This window comes from Photobacterium iliopiscarium (assembly GCF_003026395.1).
GTDB lineage: Bacteria > Pseudomonadota > Gammaproteobacteria > Enterobacterales > Vibrionaceae > Photobacterium > Photobacterium iliopiscarium.
Window position 1 is genome coordinate 1 of the sequence record NZ_PYOO01000025.1, and the last position, 14,716, is coordinate 14,716.

General features: G+C 44.8%; 29 protein-coding genes. All 29 read left to right on the top strand.

Annotated features, from left to right (window positions below; all coding sequences use genetic code 11):
* A partial coding sequence (locus C9J51_RS18930) for an EF-Tu C-terminal domain-related protein (protein ID WP_082955749.1) occupies positions 1 to 131 on the top strand: 131 nt, incomplete at its 5' end.
* A 449-nt stretch (positions 132 to 580) separates the two neighbouring features.
* Complete coding sequence (rpsJ, locus tag C9J51_RS18935) at positions 581 to 892, top strand: 30S ribosomal protein S10 (RefSeq protein WP_006232338.1); 312 nt, start codon at positions 581 to 583, stop codon at positions 890 to 892.
* A gap of 14 nt (positions 893 to 906) precedes the next feature.
* A complete protein-coding gene (gene rplC / locus C9J51_RS18940; protein ID WP_045038831.1) occupies positions 907 to 1,536 on the top strand; it encodes a 50S ribosomal protein L3 in 630 nt (209 codons plus the stop codon).
* Positions 1,537 to 1,552: 16 nt separating this feature from the next.
* The gene (rplD, locus tag C9J51_RS18945; RefSeq protein WP_036789587.1) at positions 1,553 to 2,155 is read left to right on the top strand and encodes a 50S ribosomal protein L4; all 603 of its coding nucleotides are present in this window, start codon (positions 1,553 to 1,555) and stop codon (positions 2,153 to 2,155) included.
* Positions 2,152 to 2,454 (top strand): 50S ribosomal protein L23, encoded by a 303-nt coding sequence (rplW, locus tag C9J51_RS18950; RefSeq protein ID WP_036789589.1) that lies wholly within the window; start codon positions 2,152 to 2,154, stop codon positions 2,452 to 2,454. The genes rplD and rplW overlap by 4 nt, the downstream gene beginning before the upstream one ends.
* An 18-nt stretch (positions 2,455 to 2,472) precedes the next feature.
* Positions 2,473 to 3,297 carry a 50S ribosomal protein L2 gene (rplB, locus tag C9J51_RS18955; RefSeq protein ID WP_045038830.1) on the top strand — a complete coding sequence of 275 codons (825 nt, stop codon included), beginning with the start codon at positions 2,473 to 2,475 and terminating at the stop codon, positions 3,295 to 3,297.
* A gap of 18 nt (positions 3,298 to 3,315) precedes the next feature.
* Complete coding sequence (gene rpsS, locus C9J51_RS18960) at positions 3,316 to 3,594, top strand: 30S ribosomal protein S19 (protein ID WP_005302795.1); 279 nt, start codon at positions 3,316 to 3,318, stop codon at positions 3,592 to 3,594.
* 10 nt (positions 3,595 to 3,604) lie between these two features.
* Entirely contained in the window at positions 3,605 to 3,937 is a 333-nt protein-coding gene (rplV, locus tag C9J51_RS18965) for a 50S ribosomal protein L22 (RefSeq protein ID WP_005302797.1), read from the top strand.
* A gap of 19 nt (positions 3,938 to 3,956) precedes the next feature.
* Positions 3,957 to 4,646, top strand: coding sequence for a 30S ribosomal protein S3 (gene rpsC / locus C9J51_RS18970; RefSeq protein WP_045032661.1), 690 nt, complete (start codon positions 3,957 to 3,959; stop codon positions 4,644 to 4,646).
* Between the two features lie 11 nt (positions 4,647 to 4,657).
* Entirely contained in the window at positions 4,658 to 5,068 is a 411-nt protein-coding gene (rplP, locus tag C9J51_RS18975; RefSeq protein WP_045038829.1) for a 50S ribosomal protein L16, read from the top strand.
* Positions 5,068 to 5,259 (top strand): 50S ribosomal protein L29, encoded by a 192-nt coding sequence (rpmC, locus tag C9J51_RS18980; protein ID WP_045038828.1) that lies wholly within the window; start codon positions 5,068 to 5,070, stop codon positions 5,257 to 5,259. Before rplP ends, rpmC begins: the two co-directional genes overlap by 1 nt.
* Complete coding sequence (rpsQ, locus tag C9J51_RS18985) at positions 5,259 to 5,513, top strand: 30S ribosomal protein S17 (RefSeq protein WP_045038827.1); 255 nt, start codon at positions 5,259 to 5,261, stop codon at positions 5,511 to 5,513. The genes rpmC and rpsQ overlap by 1 nt, the downstream gene beginning before the upstream one ends.
* A 164-nt stretch (positions 5,514 to 5,677) precedes the next feature.
* Positions 5,678 to 6,049, top strand: coding sequence for a 50S ribosomal protein L14 (gene rplN / locus C9J51_RS18990; protein ID WP_045032667.1), 372 nt, complete (start codon positions 5,678 to 5,680; stop codon positions 6,047 to 6,049).
* 12 nt (positions 6,050 to 6,061) lie between these two features.
* Positions 6,062 to 6,373, top strand: coding sequence for a 50S ribosomal protein L24 (rplX, locus tag C9J51_RS18995; RefSeq protein WP_045040908.1), 312 nt, complete (start codon positions 6,062 to 6,064; stop codon positions 6,371 to 6,373).
* 15 nt (positions 6,374 to 6,388) lie between these two features.
* On the top strand, positions 6,389 to 6,928 hold the full coding sequence (gene rplE, locus C9J51_RS19000; protein WP_036789621.1) for a 50S ribosomal protein L5: 540 nt from the start codon (positions 6,389 to 6,391) through the stop codon (positions 6,926 to 6,928).
* Between the two features lie 15 nt (positions 6,929 to 6,943).
* Positions 6,944 to 7,249: a 30S ribosomal protein S14 gene (rpsN, locus tag C9J51_RS19005; RefSeq protein ID WP_005370985.1), complete on the top strand. Its 306-nt coding sequence runs from the start codon at positions 6,944 to 6,946 to the stop codon at positions 7,247 to 7,249.
* Positions 7,250 to 7,286: 37 nt separating this feature from the next.
* Positions 7,287 to 7,679 carry a 30S ribosomal protein S8 gene (gene rpsH / locus C9J51_RS19010; RefSeq protein WP_045038825.1) on the top strand — a complete coding sequence of 131 codons (393 nt, stop codon included), beginning with the start codon at positions 7,287 to 7,289 and terminating at the stop codon, positions 7,677 to 7,679.
* A gap of 12 nt (positions 7,680 to 7,691) precedes the next feature.
* Positions 7,692 to 8,225: a 50S ribosomal protein L6 gene (gene rplF, locus C9J51_RS19015; RefSeq protein WP_045038824.1), complete on the top strand. Its 534-nt coding sequence runs from the start codon at positions 7,692 to 7,694 to the stop codon at positions 8,223 to 8,225.
* A 9-nt stretch (positions 8,226 to 8,234) separates the two neighbouring features.
* Positions 8,235 to 8,588, top strand: coding sequence for a 50S ribosomal protein L18 (gene rplR / locus C9J51_RS19020; RefSeq protein ID WP_045038823.1), 354 nt, complete (start codon positions 8,235 to 8,237; stop codon positions 8,586 to 8,588).
* A gap of 12 nt (positions 8,589 to 8,600) precedes the next feature.
* A complete protein-coding gene (gene rpsE, locus C9J51_RS19025) occupies positions 8,601 to 9,098 on the top strand; it encodes a 30S ribosomal protein S5 (protein WP_036789639.1) in 498 nt (165 codons plus the stop codon).
* A 5-nt stretch (positions 9,099 to 9,103) separates the two neighbouring features.
* A complete protein-coding gene (gene rpmD, locus C9J51_RS19030) occupies positions 9,104 to 9,283 on the top strand; it encodes a 50S ribosomal protein L30 (protein WP_045038822.1) in 180 nt (59 codons plus the stop codon).
* 5 nt (positions 9,284 to 9,288) lie between these two features.
* On the top strand, positions 9,289 to 9,723 hold the full coding sequence (rplO, locus tag C9J51_RS19035) for a 50S ribosomal protein L15 (RefSeq protein WP_045038821.1): 435 nt from the start codon (positions 9,289 to 9,291) through the stop codon (positions 9,721 to 9,723).
* A gap of 22 nt (positions 9,724 to 9,745) precedes the next feature.
* The gene (secY, locus tag C9J51_RS19040; RefSeq protein WP_045038820.1) at positions 9,746 to 11,071 is read left to right on the top strand and encodes a preprotein translocase subunit SecY; all 1,326 of its coding nucleotides are present in this window, start codon (positions 9,746 to 9,748) and stop codon (positions 11,069 to 11,071) included.
* Between the two features lie 31 nt (positions 11,072 to 11,102).
* The gene (rpmJ, locus tag C9J51_RS19045; RefSeq protein WP_000868186.1) at positions 11,103 to 11,216 is read left to right on the top strand and encodes a 50S ribosomal protein L36; all 114 of its coding nucleotides are present in this window, start codon (positions 11,103 to 11,105) and stop codon (positions 11,214 to 11,216) included.
* A gap of 145 nt (positions 11,217 to 11,361) precedes the next feature.
* Positions 11,362 to 11,718 (top strand): 30S ribosomal protein S13, encoded by a 357-nt coding sequence (rpsM, locus tag C9J51_RS19050; RefSeq protein ID WP_005370966.1) that lies wholly within the window; start codon positions 11,362 to 11,364, stop codon positions 11,716 to 11,718.
* Positions 11,719 to 11,737: 19 nt separating this feature from the next.
* Positions 11,738 to 12,127, top strand: a complete 390-nt coding sequence (rpsK, locus tag C9J51_RS19055) for a 30S ribosomal protein S11 (protein WP_005370963.1) — start codon at positions 11,738 to 11,740, stop codon at positions 12,125 to 12,127.
* Positions 12,128 to 12,159: 32 nt separating this feature from the next.
* Entirely contained in the window at positions 12,160 to 12,780 is a 621-nt protein-coding gene (gene rpsD / locus C9J51_RS19060) for a 30S ribosomal protein S4 (RefSeq protein WP_036789645.1), read from the top strand.
* 23 nt (positions 12,781 to 12,803) lie between these two features.
* Positions 12,804 to 13,793, top strand: a complete 990-nt coding sequence (locus C9J51_RS19065; protein ID WP_036789646.1) for a DNA-directed RNA polymerase subunit alpha — start codon at positions 12,804 to 12,806, stop codon at positions 13,791 to 13,793.
* Positions 13,794 to 13,827: 34 nt separating this feature from the next.
* Positions 13,828 to 14,211, top strand: coding sequence for a 50S ribosomal protein L17 (rplQ, locus tag C9J51_RS19070; protein ID WP_045032685.1), 384 nt, complete (start codon positions 13,828 to 13,830; stop codon positions 14,209 to 14,211).
* Positions 14,212 to 14,716: the final 505 nt, after the last annotated feature.

Sequence of the window (14,716 nt, forward strand, 5' to 3'; positions counted from 1 at the left end):
TGCCTGGTGATAACATCTCTATGACTGTTACTCTAATCGCACCTATCGCGATGGATGAAGGTCTACGTTTTGCTATCCGTGAAGGTGGTCGTACAGTTGGTGCTGGTGTTGTTGCAACTATCGTTGCTTAATAGCAATTAGTGCACCACTAAGTACTCAATAAAAAGGAAGCTTCGGCTTCCTTTTTTTATGCCTAGAATGTTAGCAGTAATAATTTGTAGCTAAATAACGGTATGAACTGAGTGTAAGTTATTGATAATGAAAATTAATGATTAGATGATTGTTTATTTATCGATCAAGACTTGCTTTCAAAAATGTGATCTGTATAATGCTCGACACTGCCTGAGACTAAGTCTTGTAAGCGCTGTTGTGAACCAATAAGCATTGAGGAGAAACGTACCGCAGGTTATGCCGGGTGTGTTTCATAATGAATACTCTGACTTATGTTCGCAGTCATTAAATTGGCTGACAATGCATCCGATAGGGATGCTACGTTCACATAAATCAATCGACATTCCTTCGTCTTTACGAACGTGAGTGGCGATATTGTTTGTGTAATTTTTATTTGGAGCTCTGTCTAATGCAGAACCAACGTATTCGTATCCGTCTAAAGGCGTTCGATCACCGTTTGATCGATCAGTCAACTGCGGAAATCGTTGAAACAGCTAAACGTACTGGCGCACAGGTTAAGGGTCCAATCCCTCTTCCTACTCGCAAAGAACGTTTTACTGTTCTTACTTCTCCTCACGTTAATAAGGACGCACGTGACCAGTACGAAATTCGTACTCACAAGCGCCTTATCGACATCGTTGAGCCTACAGATAAAACTGTTGATGCTCTGATGCGTCTAGATCTAGCAGCTGGCGTTGACGTTCAGATCAGCTTAGGTTAAGGGGAGATAAGAGAATGATTGGTCTAATCGGTCGTAAAGTGGGCATGACCCGCATCTTTACCGAAGATGGCATTTCTATTCCAGTTACTGTTGTTGAAGTTGAAAACAACCGCGTTACTCAGGTTAAATCTGTAGAAACTGACGGTTACAACGCTATTCAAGTAACAGCTGGAACTAAGAAAGCTAGCCGCGTATCTAAGCCAGAAGCTGGTCACTTTGCGAAAGCAGGTGTTGAAGCTGGTCGCGGTCTTTGGGAATTCCGTCTAGAAAATAATGAAGAATTCGCAGTTGGCGCTGAGCTAAGTGTTGAAATCTTTAACGAAATTAAAAAAGTAGACGTTACTGGTACATCTAAAGGTAAGGGCTTCCAGGGTGCTATTAAGCGCTGGAATTTCAGTACTCAAGATATGACCCATGGTAACTCCTTGTCTCACCGCGCTCCGGGTTCAATTGGCCAATGTCAAACTCCAGGTCGCGTATTTAAAGGCAAGAAAATGGCTGGTCATATGGGTTCTGAGCGTGTAACGACTCAAAACCTAGAGATCGTACGTGTTGACGCTGAGCGCAATCTGCTTCTTATTAAAGGTGCAGTCCCTGGTGCTACAGGCGGCAACGTGATCGTTAAACCAGCTGTTAAAGCGTAACGTCGAGGAGTTAGTAATGGAATTGGTAGTCAAAGGCGCTAACGCGCTAACTGTCTCCGAAACTACTTTTGGGCGTGATTTCAATGAAGCGCTTGTACACCAAGTAGTTGTTGCATTTGCAGCAGGTGCTCGTCAGGGTACACGTGCTCAGAAGACTCGTTCAGACGTTTCTGGTGGTGGCGCTAAGCCATGGCGCCAGAAAGGTACTGGTCGCGCTCGTGCAGGTACAATCCGCAGTCCGCTATGGCGTTCTGGTGGTGTTACTTTCGCTGCTCGTCCTCAGGATCACAGCCAAAAAGTAAACAAGAAAATGTACCGCGGTGCTATGAAGAGCATTCTTTCTGAGTTAGTTCGTCAAGAGCGTTTAATCGTTGTTGAAAACTTTACTCTAGAAGCACCAAAGACAAAAGCACTAGTTGCTAAGCTTAAAGAGCTTGAGCTGACTGATGCACTTATCGTAACTGGCGAATTAGATGAGAATCTATTCCTTGCAGCACGTAACCTATATAAAGTAGACGTACGTGATGCAGCGGCAATCGATCCAGTTAGCTTAATCGCTTTCGATAAAATTGTAATGACTGCAGCTGCAGTTAAAGCAATCGAGGAGATGTTAGCATGATCACTGAAGAGCGTATTTTAAAAGTTCTACGTGCTCCGCACATCTCTGAAAAAGCATCAATGGCTGCTGAAAACGCGAATACTATCGTGTTTAAAGTTGCTATTACTGCGACAAAGAGAGAGATCAAAGCAGCAGTTGAAAAACTGTTTGAGGTTGAAGTTAAGTCTGTAAATACCCTTATCACTAAGGGTAAGACCAAACGTCAAGGTATGCGCCAAGGCCGTCGTTCAGACGTGAAGAAAGCGTATGTTATCTTGAAAGAAGGTCAAGACATCGACTTCGCTGGTAGTGCAGAGTAAGGCTAGGAGCAAAGAAGAATGGCTATTGTAAAATGTAAGCCGACTTCCCCAGGTCGTCGCCACGTAGTTAAAGTGGTAAACTCTGACCTGCATAAGGGTAAGCCGTACGCACCACTTCTAGAGAAAAACTCTAAGACTGGTGGTCGTAACAATAACGGTCGTATCACAGTACGTCACATTGGTGGTGGTAACAAACAACACTACCGCCTAATTGACTTTAAACGTACTAAAGATGGCATTCCAGCGAAAGTTGAACGTCTAGAATACGATCCAAACCGTAGCGCAAACATTGCTCTAGTTCTGTACGCAGACGGTGAGCGCCGCTACATTATCGCACCGAAAGGTATCCAAGCTGGTGATATGATCCAGTCTGGCGAAGATGCTGCTATCAAAGTTGGTAATACATTACCAATGCGCAACATCCCAGTAGGTTCAACAGTACACTGTGTTGAACTTAAGCCTGGTAAAGGTGCACAGCTGGCTCGTTCAGCTGGTGCATACGCTCAGATCATTGCACGTGCAGGCACTTATGTGACTCTACGTCTACGTTCTGGTGAAATGCGTAAAGTTCTTGCTGACGGTCGTGCGACTCTAGGTGAAGTTGGTAACGCAGAACACATGCTACGTGAACTTGGTAAAGCAGGTGCTTCACGCTGGCGCGGTGTTCGTCCAACTGTACGTGGTGTTGTAATGAACCCAGTGGATCACCCACATGGTGGTGGTGAAGGTCGTACATCAGGCGGTCGTCATCCAGTAACACCTTGGGGCGTTCCAACTAAGGGTTATAAGACTCGTAGCAATAAGCGCACCGACAAGTACATCGTACGTCGTCGTAATAAGTAATTATAAAGAGGATACGCCATGCCACGTTCTCTCAAGAAAGGTCCATTCATTGACCTACACTTGCTGAAGAAGGTAGAGAAAGCGTTGGAAAGCGGAGACAAAAAGCCTGTTAAGACTTGGTCCCGTCGCTCAATGATCATCCCTCAGATGATCGGTTTGACCATCGCTGTCCATAATGGTCGTCAGCACGTTCCTGTTTTCGTTTCTGAAGAAATGATCGGTCACAAGCTAGGCGAATTTGCACCAACACGTACTTACCGCGGTCATGCTGCGGATAAGAAAGCTAAAAAGCGCTAAGGAGTAGGTAATGGAAGCTATCGCTAAACATCGCTTTGCTCGCATTTCGCCGCAAAAAGCTCGTTTGGTTGCAGATCAACTGCGCGGTAAGCCAGTTGCTCAAGCTCTAGAAATTCTTAATTTCAGCAACAAAAAAGCTGCTGATTTAATCAAGAAAGTTCTAGAGTCAGCTATCGCTAACGCAGAACACAACGAAGGCGCAGACATTGATGATCTTAATGTTGCTAAAATCTTCGTTGACGAAGGCCCTACCATGAAGCGTATTATGCCTCGTGCTAAAGGCCGTGCCGATCGCATCTTGAAGCGTTCTAGCCACATCACTGTTGTTGTAGCAGACCGCTAAGAGACTAGGAGAGAAAGCAATGGGTCAGAAAGTACATCCTAATGGTATTCGTTTAGGCATCTGTAAGCCTTGGAATACCACTTGGTTTGCTAACAGCCAAGAATTCGCTGACAACCTAGACGGCGATTTCAAGGTACGCCAGTTCCTGAAAAAGGAACTAGCTAAAGCATCTCTATCACGCATCGTTATCGAGCGTCCTGCTAAGAGCATCCGTGTGACTATTCACACTGCTCGTCCAGGCGTAGTAATCGGTAAGAAAGGCGAAGATGTAGAGAAACTACGTGCAGCAGTAGCGAAGATCGCGGGCGTTCCAGCTCAGATCAACATCGCTGAAGTACGTAAACCAGAACTAGATGGTCAACTAGTAGCAGACAGCATTTCGTCTCAGCTAGAGCGTCGTGTAATGTTCCGTCGCGCGATGAAGCGTGCAGTTCAGAACGCCATGCGTCTTGGCGCTAAAGGTATCAAAGTTGAAGTAAGCGGCCGTTTAGGCGGTGCTGAAATTGCACGTACTGAGTGGTACCGTGAAGGCCGTGTGCCTCTACACACTCTTCGTGCTGACATTGACTACGCAACTTCTTCGGCTCACACCCAATACGGTGTTATCGGCGTTAAAGTTTGGATCTTCAAAGGTGAAGTTCTAGGCGGCATGCCGGTTGAAGAGCCAAAGGCTGATAAGCCTAAGAAGCAGCGCAAAAGCCGTAAATAAGGAGTTTATTGATGCTGCAACCTAAACGCACTAAATTCCGCAAGGCCTTTAAAGGCCGTAACCGCGGTTTAGCGAACGGTACTGATGTAAGCTTTGGTACATTTGGTCTTAAAGCAGTCGGCCGTGGTCGTCTAACTGCTCGTCAGATCGAAGCTGCACGTCGTGCTATGACTCGTCATGTAAAACGTCAGGGCCAAATCTGGATTCGTGTATTCCCAGACAAACCAATCACTTCTAAGCCTCTTGAAGTTCGTCAAGGTAAAGGTAAAGGTAGTGTGGAGTACTGGGTTGCACAGATTCAACCAGGTAAAGTTCTATACGAAATGGATGGTGTTTCTGAAACAATAGCTCGTGAGGCATTTAATCTTGCTGCACGTAAGCTACCAATCAAAACAACATTCGTAATTAAGGCGGTGATGTGATGAATGCACTAGATCTACGCGCGAAAAGCGTTGAAGAGCTTAATGCAGAGCTTGTGAATTTGCTTCGTGAACAGTTTAACTTGCGTATGCAAGCTGCTACTGGTCAACTACAGCAGACTCATAATCTTAAAATTGTACGTCGTGATATCGCACGTGTTAAAACTGTACTGACTGAGAAGGCTGGCGCATAATGAGCGATCAAATCCGTACTCAGCTTGGTCGTGTAGTTAGCGACAAAGGCGATAAGTCTATTGTTGTTGCTATCGAGCGTAAAGTGAAGCATCCGATGTACGGTAAGTACATCACACGCACGACTAAGCTTCACGCACACGATGAAAACAACGAATGTTGCCTAGGCGACATGGTTGAAATTCGTGAGTGTCGTCCAATGTCAAAGACTAAGTCTTGGACATTTGTACGAGTAGTTGAAAAAGCACGTATTTAATACGTACTTAACAACTATTTAAGTAAGCGGTCCTAAAAAACTTAGGGCCGTTCATTTTTTATCTACCCATCGAGTGAAAATGGTGTTATTATTCGCCACCTTTGAAGAAAAGGCATATCGACTCGATTTGGGTCTAGATGTTTTTAAATTAGCGGAGCACTAACATGATCCAAATGCAAAGTATGCTTGATGCTGCGGATAACTCCGGCGCACGTAGCGTAATGTGTATTAAGGTTCTGGGTGGTTCTCACCGTCGCTATGCACATATCGGTGACATCATCAAGATTACTGTAAAGGAAGCAATTCCACGCGGTAAAGTTAAGAAAGGTGATGTACTGAAAGCGGTGGTTGTACGCACCCGTAAAGGCGTTCGTCGTCAAGATGGCTCTGTCATTCGCTTTGACCGTAATGCTTGCGTATTGTTGAACGACAACACTGAGCAACCTATCGGTACTCGTATTTTCGGCCCAGTGACTCGTGAACTTCGTAATACGAAATTCATGAAGATTGTATCACTAGCGCCAGAAGTACTTTAAGGAGCGACTATAATGGCAGCTAAAATCCGTCGTAACGACGAAGTTATCATTCTTGCTGGTAAAGATAAAGGCAAGACTGGTAAAATAACTAAGGTTCTAGCAACCGGTAAAGTTATCGTTGAAGGTATTAACATGGTCAAGAAACACCAGAAGCCGGTTCCGGCAATGGGTGTTCAAGGCGGTATCGTTGAGCAGGAAGCTGCGATCGATGCGTCTAATGTTGCTATCGTTAACGGTCAAGGTAAAGCGGACCGTGTAGGCTTCCGATTTGAAGACGACAAAAAAGTTCGTTTCTTTAAATCGACTGGCGAAACTATCAAGTAAGTTTGGAGTAGTACTATGGCGAAACTGCATGATTACTACAAAGAGACTGTTGTAAAAGACCTTGCTGGCAAGTTCGAATACAAGAGTATCATGCAAGTCCCAAGGATCGAAAAGATCACACTTAATATGGGTGTGGGCGAAGCTATCAACGACAAGAAGCTGCTAGAAAACGCTGCTGCTGACATGACTGCAATTGCAGGTCAGAAGCCGCTAATCACAGTAGCACGCAAGTCAGTTGCAGGCTTTAAGATCCGTGAGGGCTACCCTATTGGCTGTAAAGTAACCTTACGTGGCGAGCGTATGTGGGACTTTTTCGAGCGTCTAATTTCAATTGCTGTACCTCGTATTCGAGATTTCCGTGGTTTAAACCCGAAATCATTCGATGGTCGTGGTAACTACAGCATGGGCGTTCGTGAGCAGATCATCTTCCCAGAAATCGATTTCGATAAAGTAGATCGTGTGCGTGGTTTAGACATCACAATCACAACTTCTGCTAAATCTGATGAAGAAGCTCTAGCTCTACTGTCTGCTTTTAACTTCCCATTCCGTAAGTAAAAGTAAGGGTTACTAATGGCTAAAGAATCAATGAAGGCACGTGAAGCTAAACGTGCCAAGCTAGTAGCTAAGTTCGCTGAAAAGCGTGCTGCGCTAAAAGCTTTAATTAGCGACGTGAATGCGTCTGAAGAAGATCGCTGGAATGCAGTGCTTAAACTTCAGTCACTACCACGTGATTCTGCGAAGTCTCGTCAGCGTAATCGCTGTAACCAGACTGGACGTCCACACGGCTACCTACGTAAGTTCGGTCTTAGCCGTATCAAGGTTCGTGAAGCTTGCATGAAAGGCGAGATTCCGGGTCTACGTAAAGCAAGCTGGTAATGCCAGTAAGCAATTCAGAATCACGGAGTATTAACTTATGAGCATGCAAGATCCGATTTCGGATATGCTGACCCGTCTTCGTAACGGTCAGGCAGCGAAAAAAGTTGCTGTAAAAATGCCATCTTCTAAGCTTAAAGTTGCAATTGCAGCTTTATTACAAGAAGAAGGTTTCGTGGCTGACTACACTGTAACAGGTGAAGTTAAGCCAGAGCTAGAAGTTACTCTTAAGTACTTCGAAGCTAACCCAGTTATTGAGCAAATCCAACGTGTATCACGTCCTGGTCTACGCATCTACAAGAAAAAAGGTGCGCTACCATCAGTGATGGGTGGCCTTGGTATTGCTGTTGTTTCCACTTCCAAGGGTCTTATGACCGACCGCGCTGCACGCAAAGCGGGTCTTGGCGGTGAGATTATCTGCTACGTAGCATAATAGGAGTAGAACATGTCTCGTGTTGCAAAAGCACCAGTAGTTTTCCCTGCCGGCGTAGACGTTAATCTTAACGGTCAGGAAATTACTGTTAAAGGTCCAAAAGGCGAATTAGTTCGCGTTATGAATCCAGCAGTAGTTCTAACTTTGGAAGAAAACAAAGTTACTTTCGGTCCTCGTGAAGGGTTCGATAAAGCTTGGGCACAAGCAGGTACTGCTCGTGCACTAGTTAACAACATGGTTGTTGGTGTTACCGAAGGCTTCACTAAGAAGCTGACTCTTAAGGGTGTAGGTTACCGTGCTGCTATCAAAGGCAACGCTGTAGGCTTAACTCTAGGTTTCTCTCATCCAGTTGAGCACGAACTTCCAGCAGGTATCAAAGCTGAATGTCCATCACAAACTGAAATCATACTTACGGGTACTGATAAGCAGGTTGTTGGTCAGGTAGCTGCTGATATTCGCGCTTACCGTAGCCCTGAGCCTTATAAAGGCAAAGGTGTTCGTTACGCCGACGAAGTTGTGCGTACTAAAGAAGCTAAGAAGAAGTAAGGTAACACTATGGATAAGAAAACATCTCGTATCCGTCGTGCGACCCGAGCACGTCGTAAGATTTCTGAACTGGGCGCAACTCGCCTAGTTGTACACCGTACTCCACGTCACGTGTACGCTCAGGTAATTGCACCGAACGGCTCTGAGGTTATTGCAGCCGCTTCTACTTTAGAAAAAGCGATCCGTGAGCAAGTTAAGAGTACCGGAAACAAAGACGCTGCTGCAGTTGTAGGTAAAACTATTGCTGAGCGCGCGATTGAAAAAGGCATCTCTAACGTTGCATTTGATCGCTCTGGTTTCCAATACCACGGCCGTATCGCGACACTAGCAGAAGCTGCTCGTGAAGCTGGTCTGAAATTCTAAGGTAGGCGGAAGATGGCTAACGAAAAGACACAATCAGATTTGAATGAAAAACTGATCGCTGTTAACCGTGTTTCAAAAACGGTTAAAGGTGGTCGTATTTTCAGCTTTACTGCACTAACAGTAGTTGGTGACGGTAACGGTCGCATCGGTTTTGGTTACGGTAAAGCACGTGAAGTGCCTGCTGCAATCCAGAAAGCGATGGAAAAAGCACGTCGTAACATGGTTACGATCGCAATCAACGAAGGTACTCTTCACCACGCTGTTAAAGGCCGTCACACTGGTTCTCAAGTGTACATGCAGCCTGCATCAGAAGGTACTGGTATCATCGCCGGTGGCGCAATGCGTGCAGTGCTAGAAGTTGCGGGTATCCGTAACGTACTAGCTAAAACATACGGTTCTACTAATCCAATTAACGTTGTTCGCGCAACAATTTTGGGTCTAAGTGGAATGAACTCTCCAGAAATGATCGCTGCAAAACGTGGTCTTTCTGTTAAAGAAATTCTGGAGTAATCGACATGGCTAAGACTATTAAAGTAACCCAAACAAAGAGTTCTATCGGTCGTTTACCGAAACACAGAGCTACTTTGCGTGGCCTAGGCCTTCGTCGCATCAACCATACTGTTGAACTTGAAGATACTGCTTGCGTACGCGGCATGATCAATAAAGTTCACTATATGGTTAAAGTTGAGGAGTAATCACTATGCGTTTGAATACTCTATCACCGGCCGCTGGATCTAAGCCTTCTGCGAAGCGCGTAGGTCGTGGTATCGGTTCGGGTCTAGGTAAAACTTGTGGCCGTGGTGTTAAAGGTCAGAAATCACGTTCAGGTGGTTCTGTTCGCCCAGGTTTTGAAGGCGGTCAAATGCCTTTGAAACAGCGTCTACCAAAATTCGGTTTTACATCTCGTAAGAGCTTAGTAACTGCTGAAGTTCGTCTAGCTGAGCTAGCGAAAGTTGAAGGTGATGTTGTAAGCCTTGAAACACTAAAAGCTGCGAATGTTATCACTAAGGACATTAAGTTCGTGAAAGTTGTACTTTCTGGTGATATCGCTCGTTCAGTAACAGTGAAAGGCCTACGCGTTACTAAAGGCGCTTTAGTTGCTATCGAAGCTGCTGGCGGTAAAATCGAGGAATAATTAACTCGAGGATGAGGTACAGATGGCTAAACAACCAGGACAAGATTTTCGTAGTGGACAAGGTGGCCTAGCAGAGCTTAAGTCACGCCTTCTCTTTGTATTAGGTGCGATATTAATATTCCGAGCTGGATCCTTTGTGCCTATTCCTGGTATTGACGCTGCTGTACTTGCCAGTCTGTTCGAACAGCAAAAGGGTACCATCATTGAGATGTTTAACATGTTCTCTGGTGGTGCACTCTCGCGTGCTTCTATTTTAGCTCTGGGCATAATGCCGTATATTTCTGCGTCCATTATTGTCCAGTTGCTAACAGTAGTTCATCCAGCTTTGGCTGAGTTGAAGAAAGAAGGTGAAGCTGGCCGTCGAAAGATTAGTCAGTACACCCGATACGGTACGCTTGTATTGGCAACCTTCCAAGCAATTGGTATTGCAACGGGGTTACCGAGTATGATTCCAGGCCTGGTACACAATCCAGGTCCTAGTTTCTACTTTGTTGCCGTGGTTAGTTTGGTTACTGGTACCATGTTTTTAATGTGGTTAGGTGAGCAAGTTACCGAGCGTGGCATTGGTAACGGTATATCTGTGATTATTTTCACTGGTATCGTTGCTGGTTTGCCGCCAGCTATTGGACAGACCGTAGAGCAAGCGCGTCAAGGTGAATTGCACGTACTTCTTCTACTATTAATTGCGGTTATATCTTTTGCTGTGATTTACTTTGTAGTGTTCATGGAACGTGGTCAACGTCGTATCGTCGTTAACTACGCTAAGCGTCAACAAGGCCGTCGTGTCTTCGCCGCGCAGAGCACACACCTACCGTTGAAAATCAACATGGCAGGTGTAATCCCAGCAATTTTCGCATCGAGTATTATTCTGTTTCCAGGCACACTGGCTCAGTGGTTTGGACAAAGTGAAGGTCTTGGTTGGTTAAGTGATATTTCACTTGCCCTTAGTCCAGGACAGCCACTTTATGTAATGCTCTACGCTGCTGCAATTATATTCTTCTGTTTCTTCTATACCGCGTTGGTGTTTAACCCTCGCGAGACAGCAGATAATTTGAAGAAGTCTGGAGCATTCATACCTGGTATTCGCCCGGGTGAACAGACCGCAATGTACATTGATAAAGTAATGACTCGACTAACCCTAGCGGGTGCGTTGTATATTACCTTTATCTGTCTGATCCCCGAGTTCATGATGATTGCATGGAACGTACGCTTTTATTTTGGCGGCACTTCCCTACTAATCGTAGTTGTTGTTATCATGGATTTCATGGCTCAAGTTCAGACACATTTGATGTCTCAACAGTATGAGTCAGTATTGAAAAAAGCTAATCTAAAAGGCTATGGCCGTTAAGTTTAGTTTTCCATATTTACGGAGTTTAGCAATGAAAGTTCGTGCTTCCGTTAAGAAAATCTGCCGTAACTGTAAAGTTATCAAGCGCAACGGTGTTGTGCGTGTAATTTGCAGTGAACCAAAGCATAAACAACGCCAAGGTTAATTAGCAGAAATATTTCTTGCAAATTGAAGATAGGTTGGCTAAATTAGTCAACCATCTTTTGTTATGTGCAAAAGAATTGTACCACCGCTGCGTATCCTGAACGGGCTCTGCAGCGGTTATTCTTGTAAAGTACTAGGAGTGAATAGTGGCCCGTATTGCAGGCATTAACATTCCTGATCAGAAACACGCTGTAATCGCATTAACTGCGATTTACGGCATCGGTAAGACACGTTCTCAAGCTATTTTAGCTGAGACGGGTATTGCTGAAGATGTTAAGATCAGTGAACTAACTGAAGAACAGATCGATCTACTGCGTGATGGTGTAGCTAAGTACACTGTAGAAGGTGATCTTCGTCGTGAAATTTCCATGAACATCAAGCGTCTTATGGACCTTGGTTGTTACCGTGGTCTTCGTCACCGTCGCAGTCTACCTCTTCGTGGACAGCGTACTAAAACCAACGCACGTACCCGCAAGGGTCCGCGCAAGCCGATCAAAAAATAGTCGGATAAGGTAGAGTACAATGGCAAAACAACCAACTCGCGCTCGTAAGCGCGTACGCAAGCAAGTAGCCGATGGCGTTGCGCACATCCATGCTTCTTTCAACAACACAATCGTAACCATTACTGACCGTCAAGGTAATGCTCTTTCATGGGCAACTGCAGGTGGTTCAGGTTTCCGTGGTTCTCGTAAATCTACTCCGTTCGCTGCACAGGTTGCTGCTGAACGTTGTGGTGAAATGGCCAAAGAATATGGCGTTAAGAACCTAGAAGTTATGGTTAAGGGCCCTGGTCCTGGTCGTGAGTCTACAATCCGCGCTCTAAACGCAGCGGGTTTCCGTATCACTAACATTGTTGATGCGACTCCGATCCCTCATAACGGTTGTCGTCCACCTAAGAAACGTCGCGTATAACGTTTCGTTTCTAGGAAATTGGAGAAAGAAAAATGGCAAGATATTTGGGTCCTAAGCTAAAGCTTAGCCGTCGCGAAGGCACTGACTTATTCCTTAAGTCTGGTGTACGTGCGATTGATACCAAGTGTAAGATTGATAACGCTCCGGGCCAACATGGTGCTCGCCGCGGTCGTCTATCTGATTACGGCGTTCAGCTTCGTGAGAAGCAAAAAGTTCGTCGTACATATGGCGTACTAGAAAAACAATTCCGTAACTACTACAAGACAGCTGCCCGTATTAAGGGTAACACAGGTGAAAACTTGCTTCAGCTTCTTGAAGGTCGTTTAGATAACGTAGTTTACCGTATGGGCTTTGGTGCAACTCGCGCTGAATCTCGTCAATTGGTAAGCCACAAAGCGATTCTAGTTAATGGTCAAGTCGTAAACGTTCCTTCTTTCAAGGTAGCGGCAAACGACGTTGTTAGCATTCGTGAGAAAGCTAAGAACCAAGCACGCATTAAAGCAGCTCTTGAAGTTGCTACACAGCGTGAACTACCGACTTGGGTCGAAGTAGACAGCAGTAAGTTGGAAGGTACGTTTAAACGTCTTCCAGAACGTTCTGATTTGTCTGCCGACATCAACGAACACCTGATCGTCGAGCTTTACTCTAAGTAAGGCTACAGTTAAGAGAGGACACAATGCAGGGTTCTGTAACAGAATTTCTTAAGCCGCGTCTAGTTGACATCGAACAAGTTAGCTCTACGCACGCAAAAGTAACTCTAGAGCCGTTGGAGCGTGGTTTCGGCCACACTCTAGGAAACGCTCTTCGTCGTATTTTGCTATCTTCAATGCCAGGTTGTGCTGTAACTGAAGTGGAAATCGACGGTGTGTTACATGAGTACAGCACCAAAGAAGGCGTTCAGGAGGATATCCTTGAAATTCTTCTTAACCTTAAAGGTCTAGCCGTTAAGGTTGAGGGTAAAGATGAAGTTATTCTTACTCTGAACAAATCTGGTGCAGGCCCTGTTGTTGCAGGTGACATCACCCATGATGGTGATGTTGAGATTGCGAACCCAGAACACGTAATCTGCCATCTAACTGATGACAATGCTGAATTAAGCATGCGCATCAAGGTAGAACGTGGTCGTGGCTACGTACCAGCATCAGCTCGTATTCACACTGAAGAAGATGAGCGTCCAATTGGTCGTTTGTTAGTAGATGCTACTTACAGCCCAGTGGACCGTATCGCTTACGCGGTAGAGGCAGCACGTGTAGAACAACGTACTGACCTAGACAAGCTTGTAATCGATATGGAGACTAACGGTACACTTGATCCTGAGGAAGCTATCCGCCGTGCAGCAACAATTCTTGCTGAACAACTGGATGCATTTGTAGATCTTCGCGATGTACGAGTTCCTGAAGAGAAAGAAGAGAAGCCGGAGTTCGATCCGATCCTACTGCGTCCTGTAGACGATCTTGAACTAACTGTTCGCTCTGCTAACTGTCTGAAAGCAGAAGCGATCCATTACATCGGTGATCTTGTTCAGCGTACTGAGGTTGAGCTACTTAAAACGCCAAACCTTGGTAAGAAGTCTTTGACAGAAATCAAAGATGTATTGGCTTCACGTGGTCTATCTCTAGGTATGCGCCTAGAAAACTGGCCACCTGCATCAATCGCTGAAGATTAATAGTTTACTGATATCTAGTTAGAAGGATTAGGTCATGCGCCATCGTAAGAGTGGTCGTCAACTCAACCGCAACAGCAGTCATCGTAAAGCGATGTTCAGCAACATGGCTAGCTCTCTGGTACGTCACGAATTAATCAAGACTACCTTGCCTAAAGCAAAAGAGCTACGTCGCGTAATTGAGCCTTTGATTACCCTAGCTAAGACCGACAGTGTTGCTAACCGTCGTCTTGCATTCGCTCGTACTCGTGATAACGAAGTTGTTGCGAAATTATTTAACGAACTAGGTCCACGCTTCGCAGCGCGTCCTGGTGGTTATACTCGTATCATGAAGTGCGGTTTCCGTACTGGTGATAAAGCTCCTATGGCTTACATCGAGTTATTAGACCGTCCTGCAAAGGAAGAAGCTACTGCTGAATAAGCATTAGCCGTTAAATAAGAAGAAAGCTGAGTCCTTGGACTCGGCTTTTTTTTTGCTTTATTTTTAGCTTCTGTTTCTGCTTTTAGTTGTACATCTATCTCTCTGCTTTTATTAGAACGATAACACCATCGTTAGTGTTTATTATTTTTACTCAATCAATAATTATTTTTTATTGATTCATTCTCATCGCTCATAATCTCTAAATAATGAGATTAAGGTTATAAAAATAACAATTAATAACAATTTTGCTTTTAATATGAGCAAACGATTTTATTTGTTTAAATTGTGCTTGTCAGTGTCTGAAAACTACCTATAATACGACCTCACTGACACGGACAACGGCGTAAGCGGTTACCGATAGTCAGTGCGTTCTTTAATAATTTGACCATGCAATCTGTGTGGGCACTCACTGAATAGTTAAGTCGAAAGATTTATCAATAAACTGAGTGACCAATACAAAATGACCCAATCTATTTATAGAGAAGATTATTTTGGCACAGTTATT

Bases quoted from the DNA above. Each gene is read 5' to 3' on its own strand.
- rplC (WP_045038831.1), top strand. From the start codon at position 907: ATGATTGGTCTAATCGGTCGTAAAGTGGGCATGACCCGCATCTTTACC.
- rpsD (WP_036789645.1), top strand. From the start codon at position 12,160: ATGGCAAGATATTTGGGTCCTAAGCTAAAGCTTAGCCGTCGCGAAGGC.
- rplF (WP_045038824.1), top strand. From the start codon at position 7,692: ATGTCTCGTGTTGCAAAAGCACCAGTAGTTTTCCCTGCCGGCGTAGAC.
- C9J51_RS19065 (WP_036789646.1), top strand. From the start codon at position 12,804: ATGCAGGGTTCTGTAACAGAATTTCTTAAGCCGCGTCTAGTTGACATC.
- rpmD (WP_045038822.1), top strand. From the start codon at position 9,104: ATGGCTAAGACTATTAAAGTAACCCAAACAAAGAGTTCTATCGGTCGT.
- rplV (WP_005302797.1), top strand. From the start codon at position 3,605: ATGGAAGCTATCGCTAAACATCGCTTTGCTCGCATTTCGCCGCAAAAA.
- rpsK (WP_005370963.1), top strand. From the start codon at position 11,738: ATGGCAAAACAACCAACTCGCGCTCGTAAGCGCGTACGCAAGCAAGTA.
- rpsQ (WP_045038827.1), top strand. From the start codon at position 5,259: ATGAGCGATCAAATCCGTACTCAGCTTGGTCGTGTAGTTAGCGACAAA.
- secY (WP_045038820.1), top strand. From the start codon at position 9,746: ATGGCTAAACAACCAGGACAAGATTTTCGTAGTGGACAAGGTGGCCTA.
- rplQ (WP_045032685.1), top strand. From the start codon at position 13,828: ATGCGCCATCGTAAGAGTGGTCGTCAACTCAACCGCAACAGCAGTCAT.
- rplE (WP_036789621.1), top strand. From the start codon at position 6,389: ATGGCGAAACTGCATGATTACTACAAAGAGACTGTTGTAAAAGACCTT.
- rpsH (WP_045038825.1), top strand. From the start codon at position 7,287: ATGAGCATGCAAGATCCGATTTCGGATATGCTGACCCGTCTTCGTAAC.
- rpsC (WP_045032661.1), top strand. From the start codon at position 3,957: ATGGGTCAGAAAGTACATCCTAATGGTATTCGTTTAGGCATCTGTAAG.
- rplB (WP_045038830.1), top strand. From the start codon at position 2,473: ATGGCTATTGTAAAATGTAAGCCGACTTCCCCAGGTCGTCGCCACGTA.
- rpsN (WP_005370985.1), top strand. From the start codon at position 6,944: ATGGCTAAAGAATCAATGAAGGCACGTGAAGCTAAACGTGCCAAGCTA.
- rplN (WP_045032667.1), top strand. From the start codon at position 5,678: ATGATCCAAATGCAAAGTATGCTTGATGCTGCGGATAACTCCGGCGCA.
- rplR (WP_045038823.1), top strand. From the start codon at position 8,235: ATGGATAAGAAAACATCTCGTATCCGTCGTGCGACCCGAGCACGTCGT.
- rpsE (WP_036789639.1), top strand. From the start codon at position 8,601: ATGGCTAACGAAAAGACACAATCAGATTTGAATGAAAAACTGATCGCT.
- rpmJ (WP_000868186.1), top strand. From the start codon at position 11,103: ATGAAAGTTCGTGCTTCCGTTAAGAAAATCTGCCGTAACTGTAAAGTT.
- rplW (WP_036789589.1), top strand. From the start codon at position 2,152: ATGATCACTGAAGAGCGTATTTTAAAAGTTCTACGTGCTCCGCACATC.
- rplO (WP_045038821.1), top strand. From the start codon at position 9,289: ATGCGTTTGAATACTCTATCACCGGCCGCTGGATCTAAGCCTTCTGCG.
- rpmC (WP_045038828.1), top strand. From the start codon at position 5,068: ATGAATGCACTAGATCTACGCGCGAAAAGCGTTGAAGAGCTTAATGCA.
- rplD (WP_036789587.1), top strand. From the start codon at position 1,553: ATGGAATTGGTAGTCAAAGGCGCTAACGCGCTAACTGTCTCCGAAACT.
- rpsS (WP_005302795.1), top strand. From the start codon at position 3,316: ATGCCACGTTCTCTCAAGAAAGGTCCATTCATTGACCTACACTTGCTG.
- rpsJ (WP_006232338.1), top strand. From the start codon at position 581: ATGCAGAACCAACGTATTCGTATCCGTCTAAAGGCGTTCGATCACCGT.
- rplP (WP_045038829.1), top strand. From the start codon at position 4,658: ATGCTGCAACCTAAACGCACTAAATTCCGCAAGGCCTTTAAAGGCCGT.
- rplX (WP_045040908.1), top strand. From the start codon at position 6,062: ATGGCAGCTAAAATCCGTCGTAACGACGAAGTTATCATTCTTGCTGGT.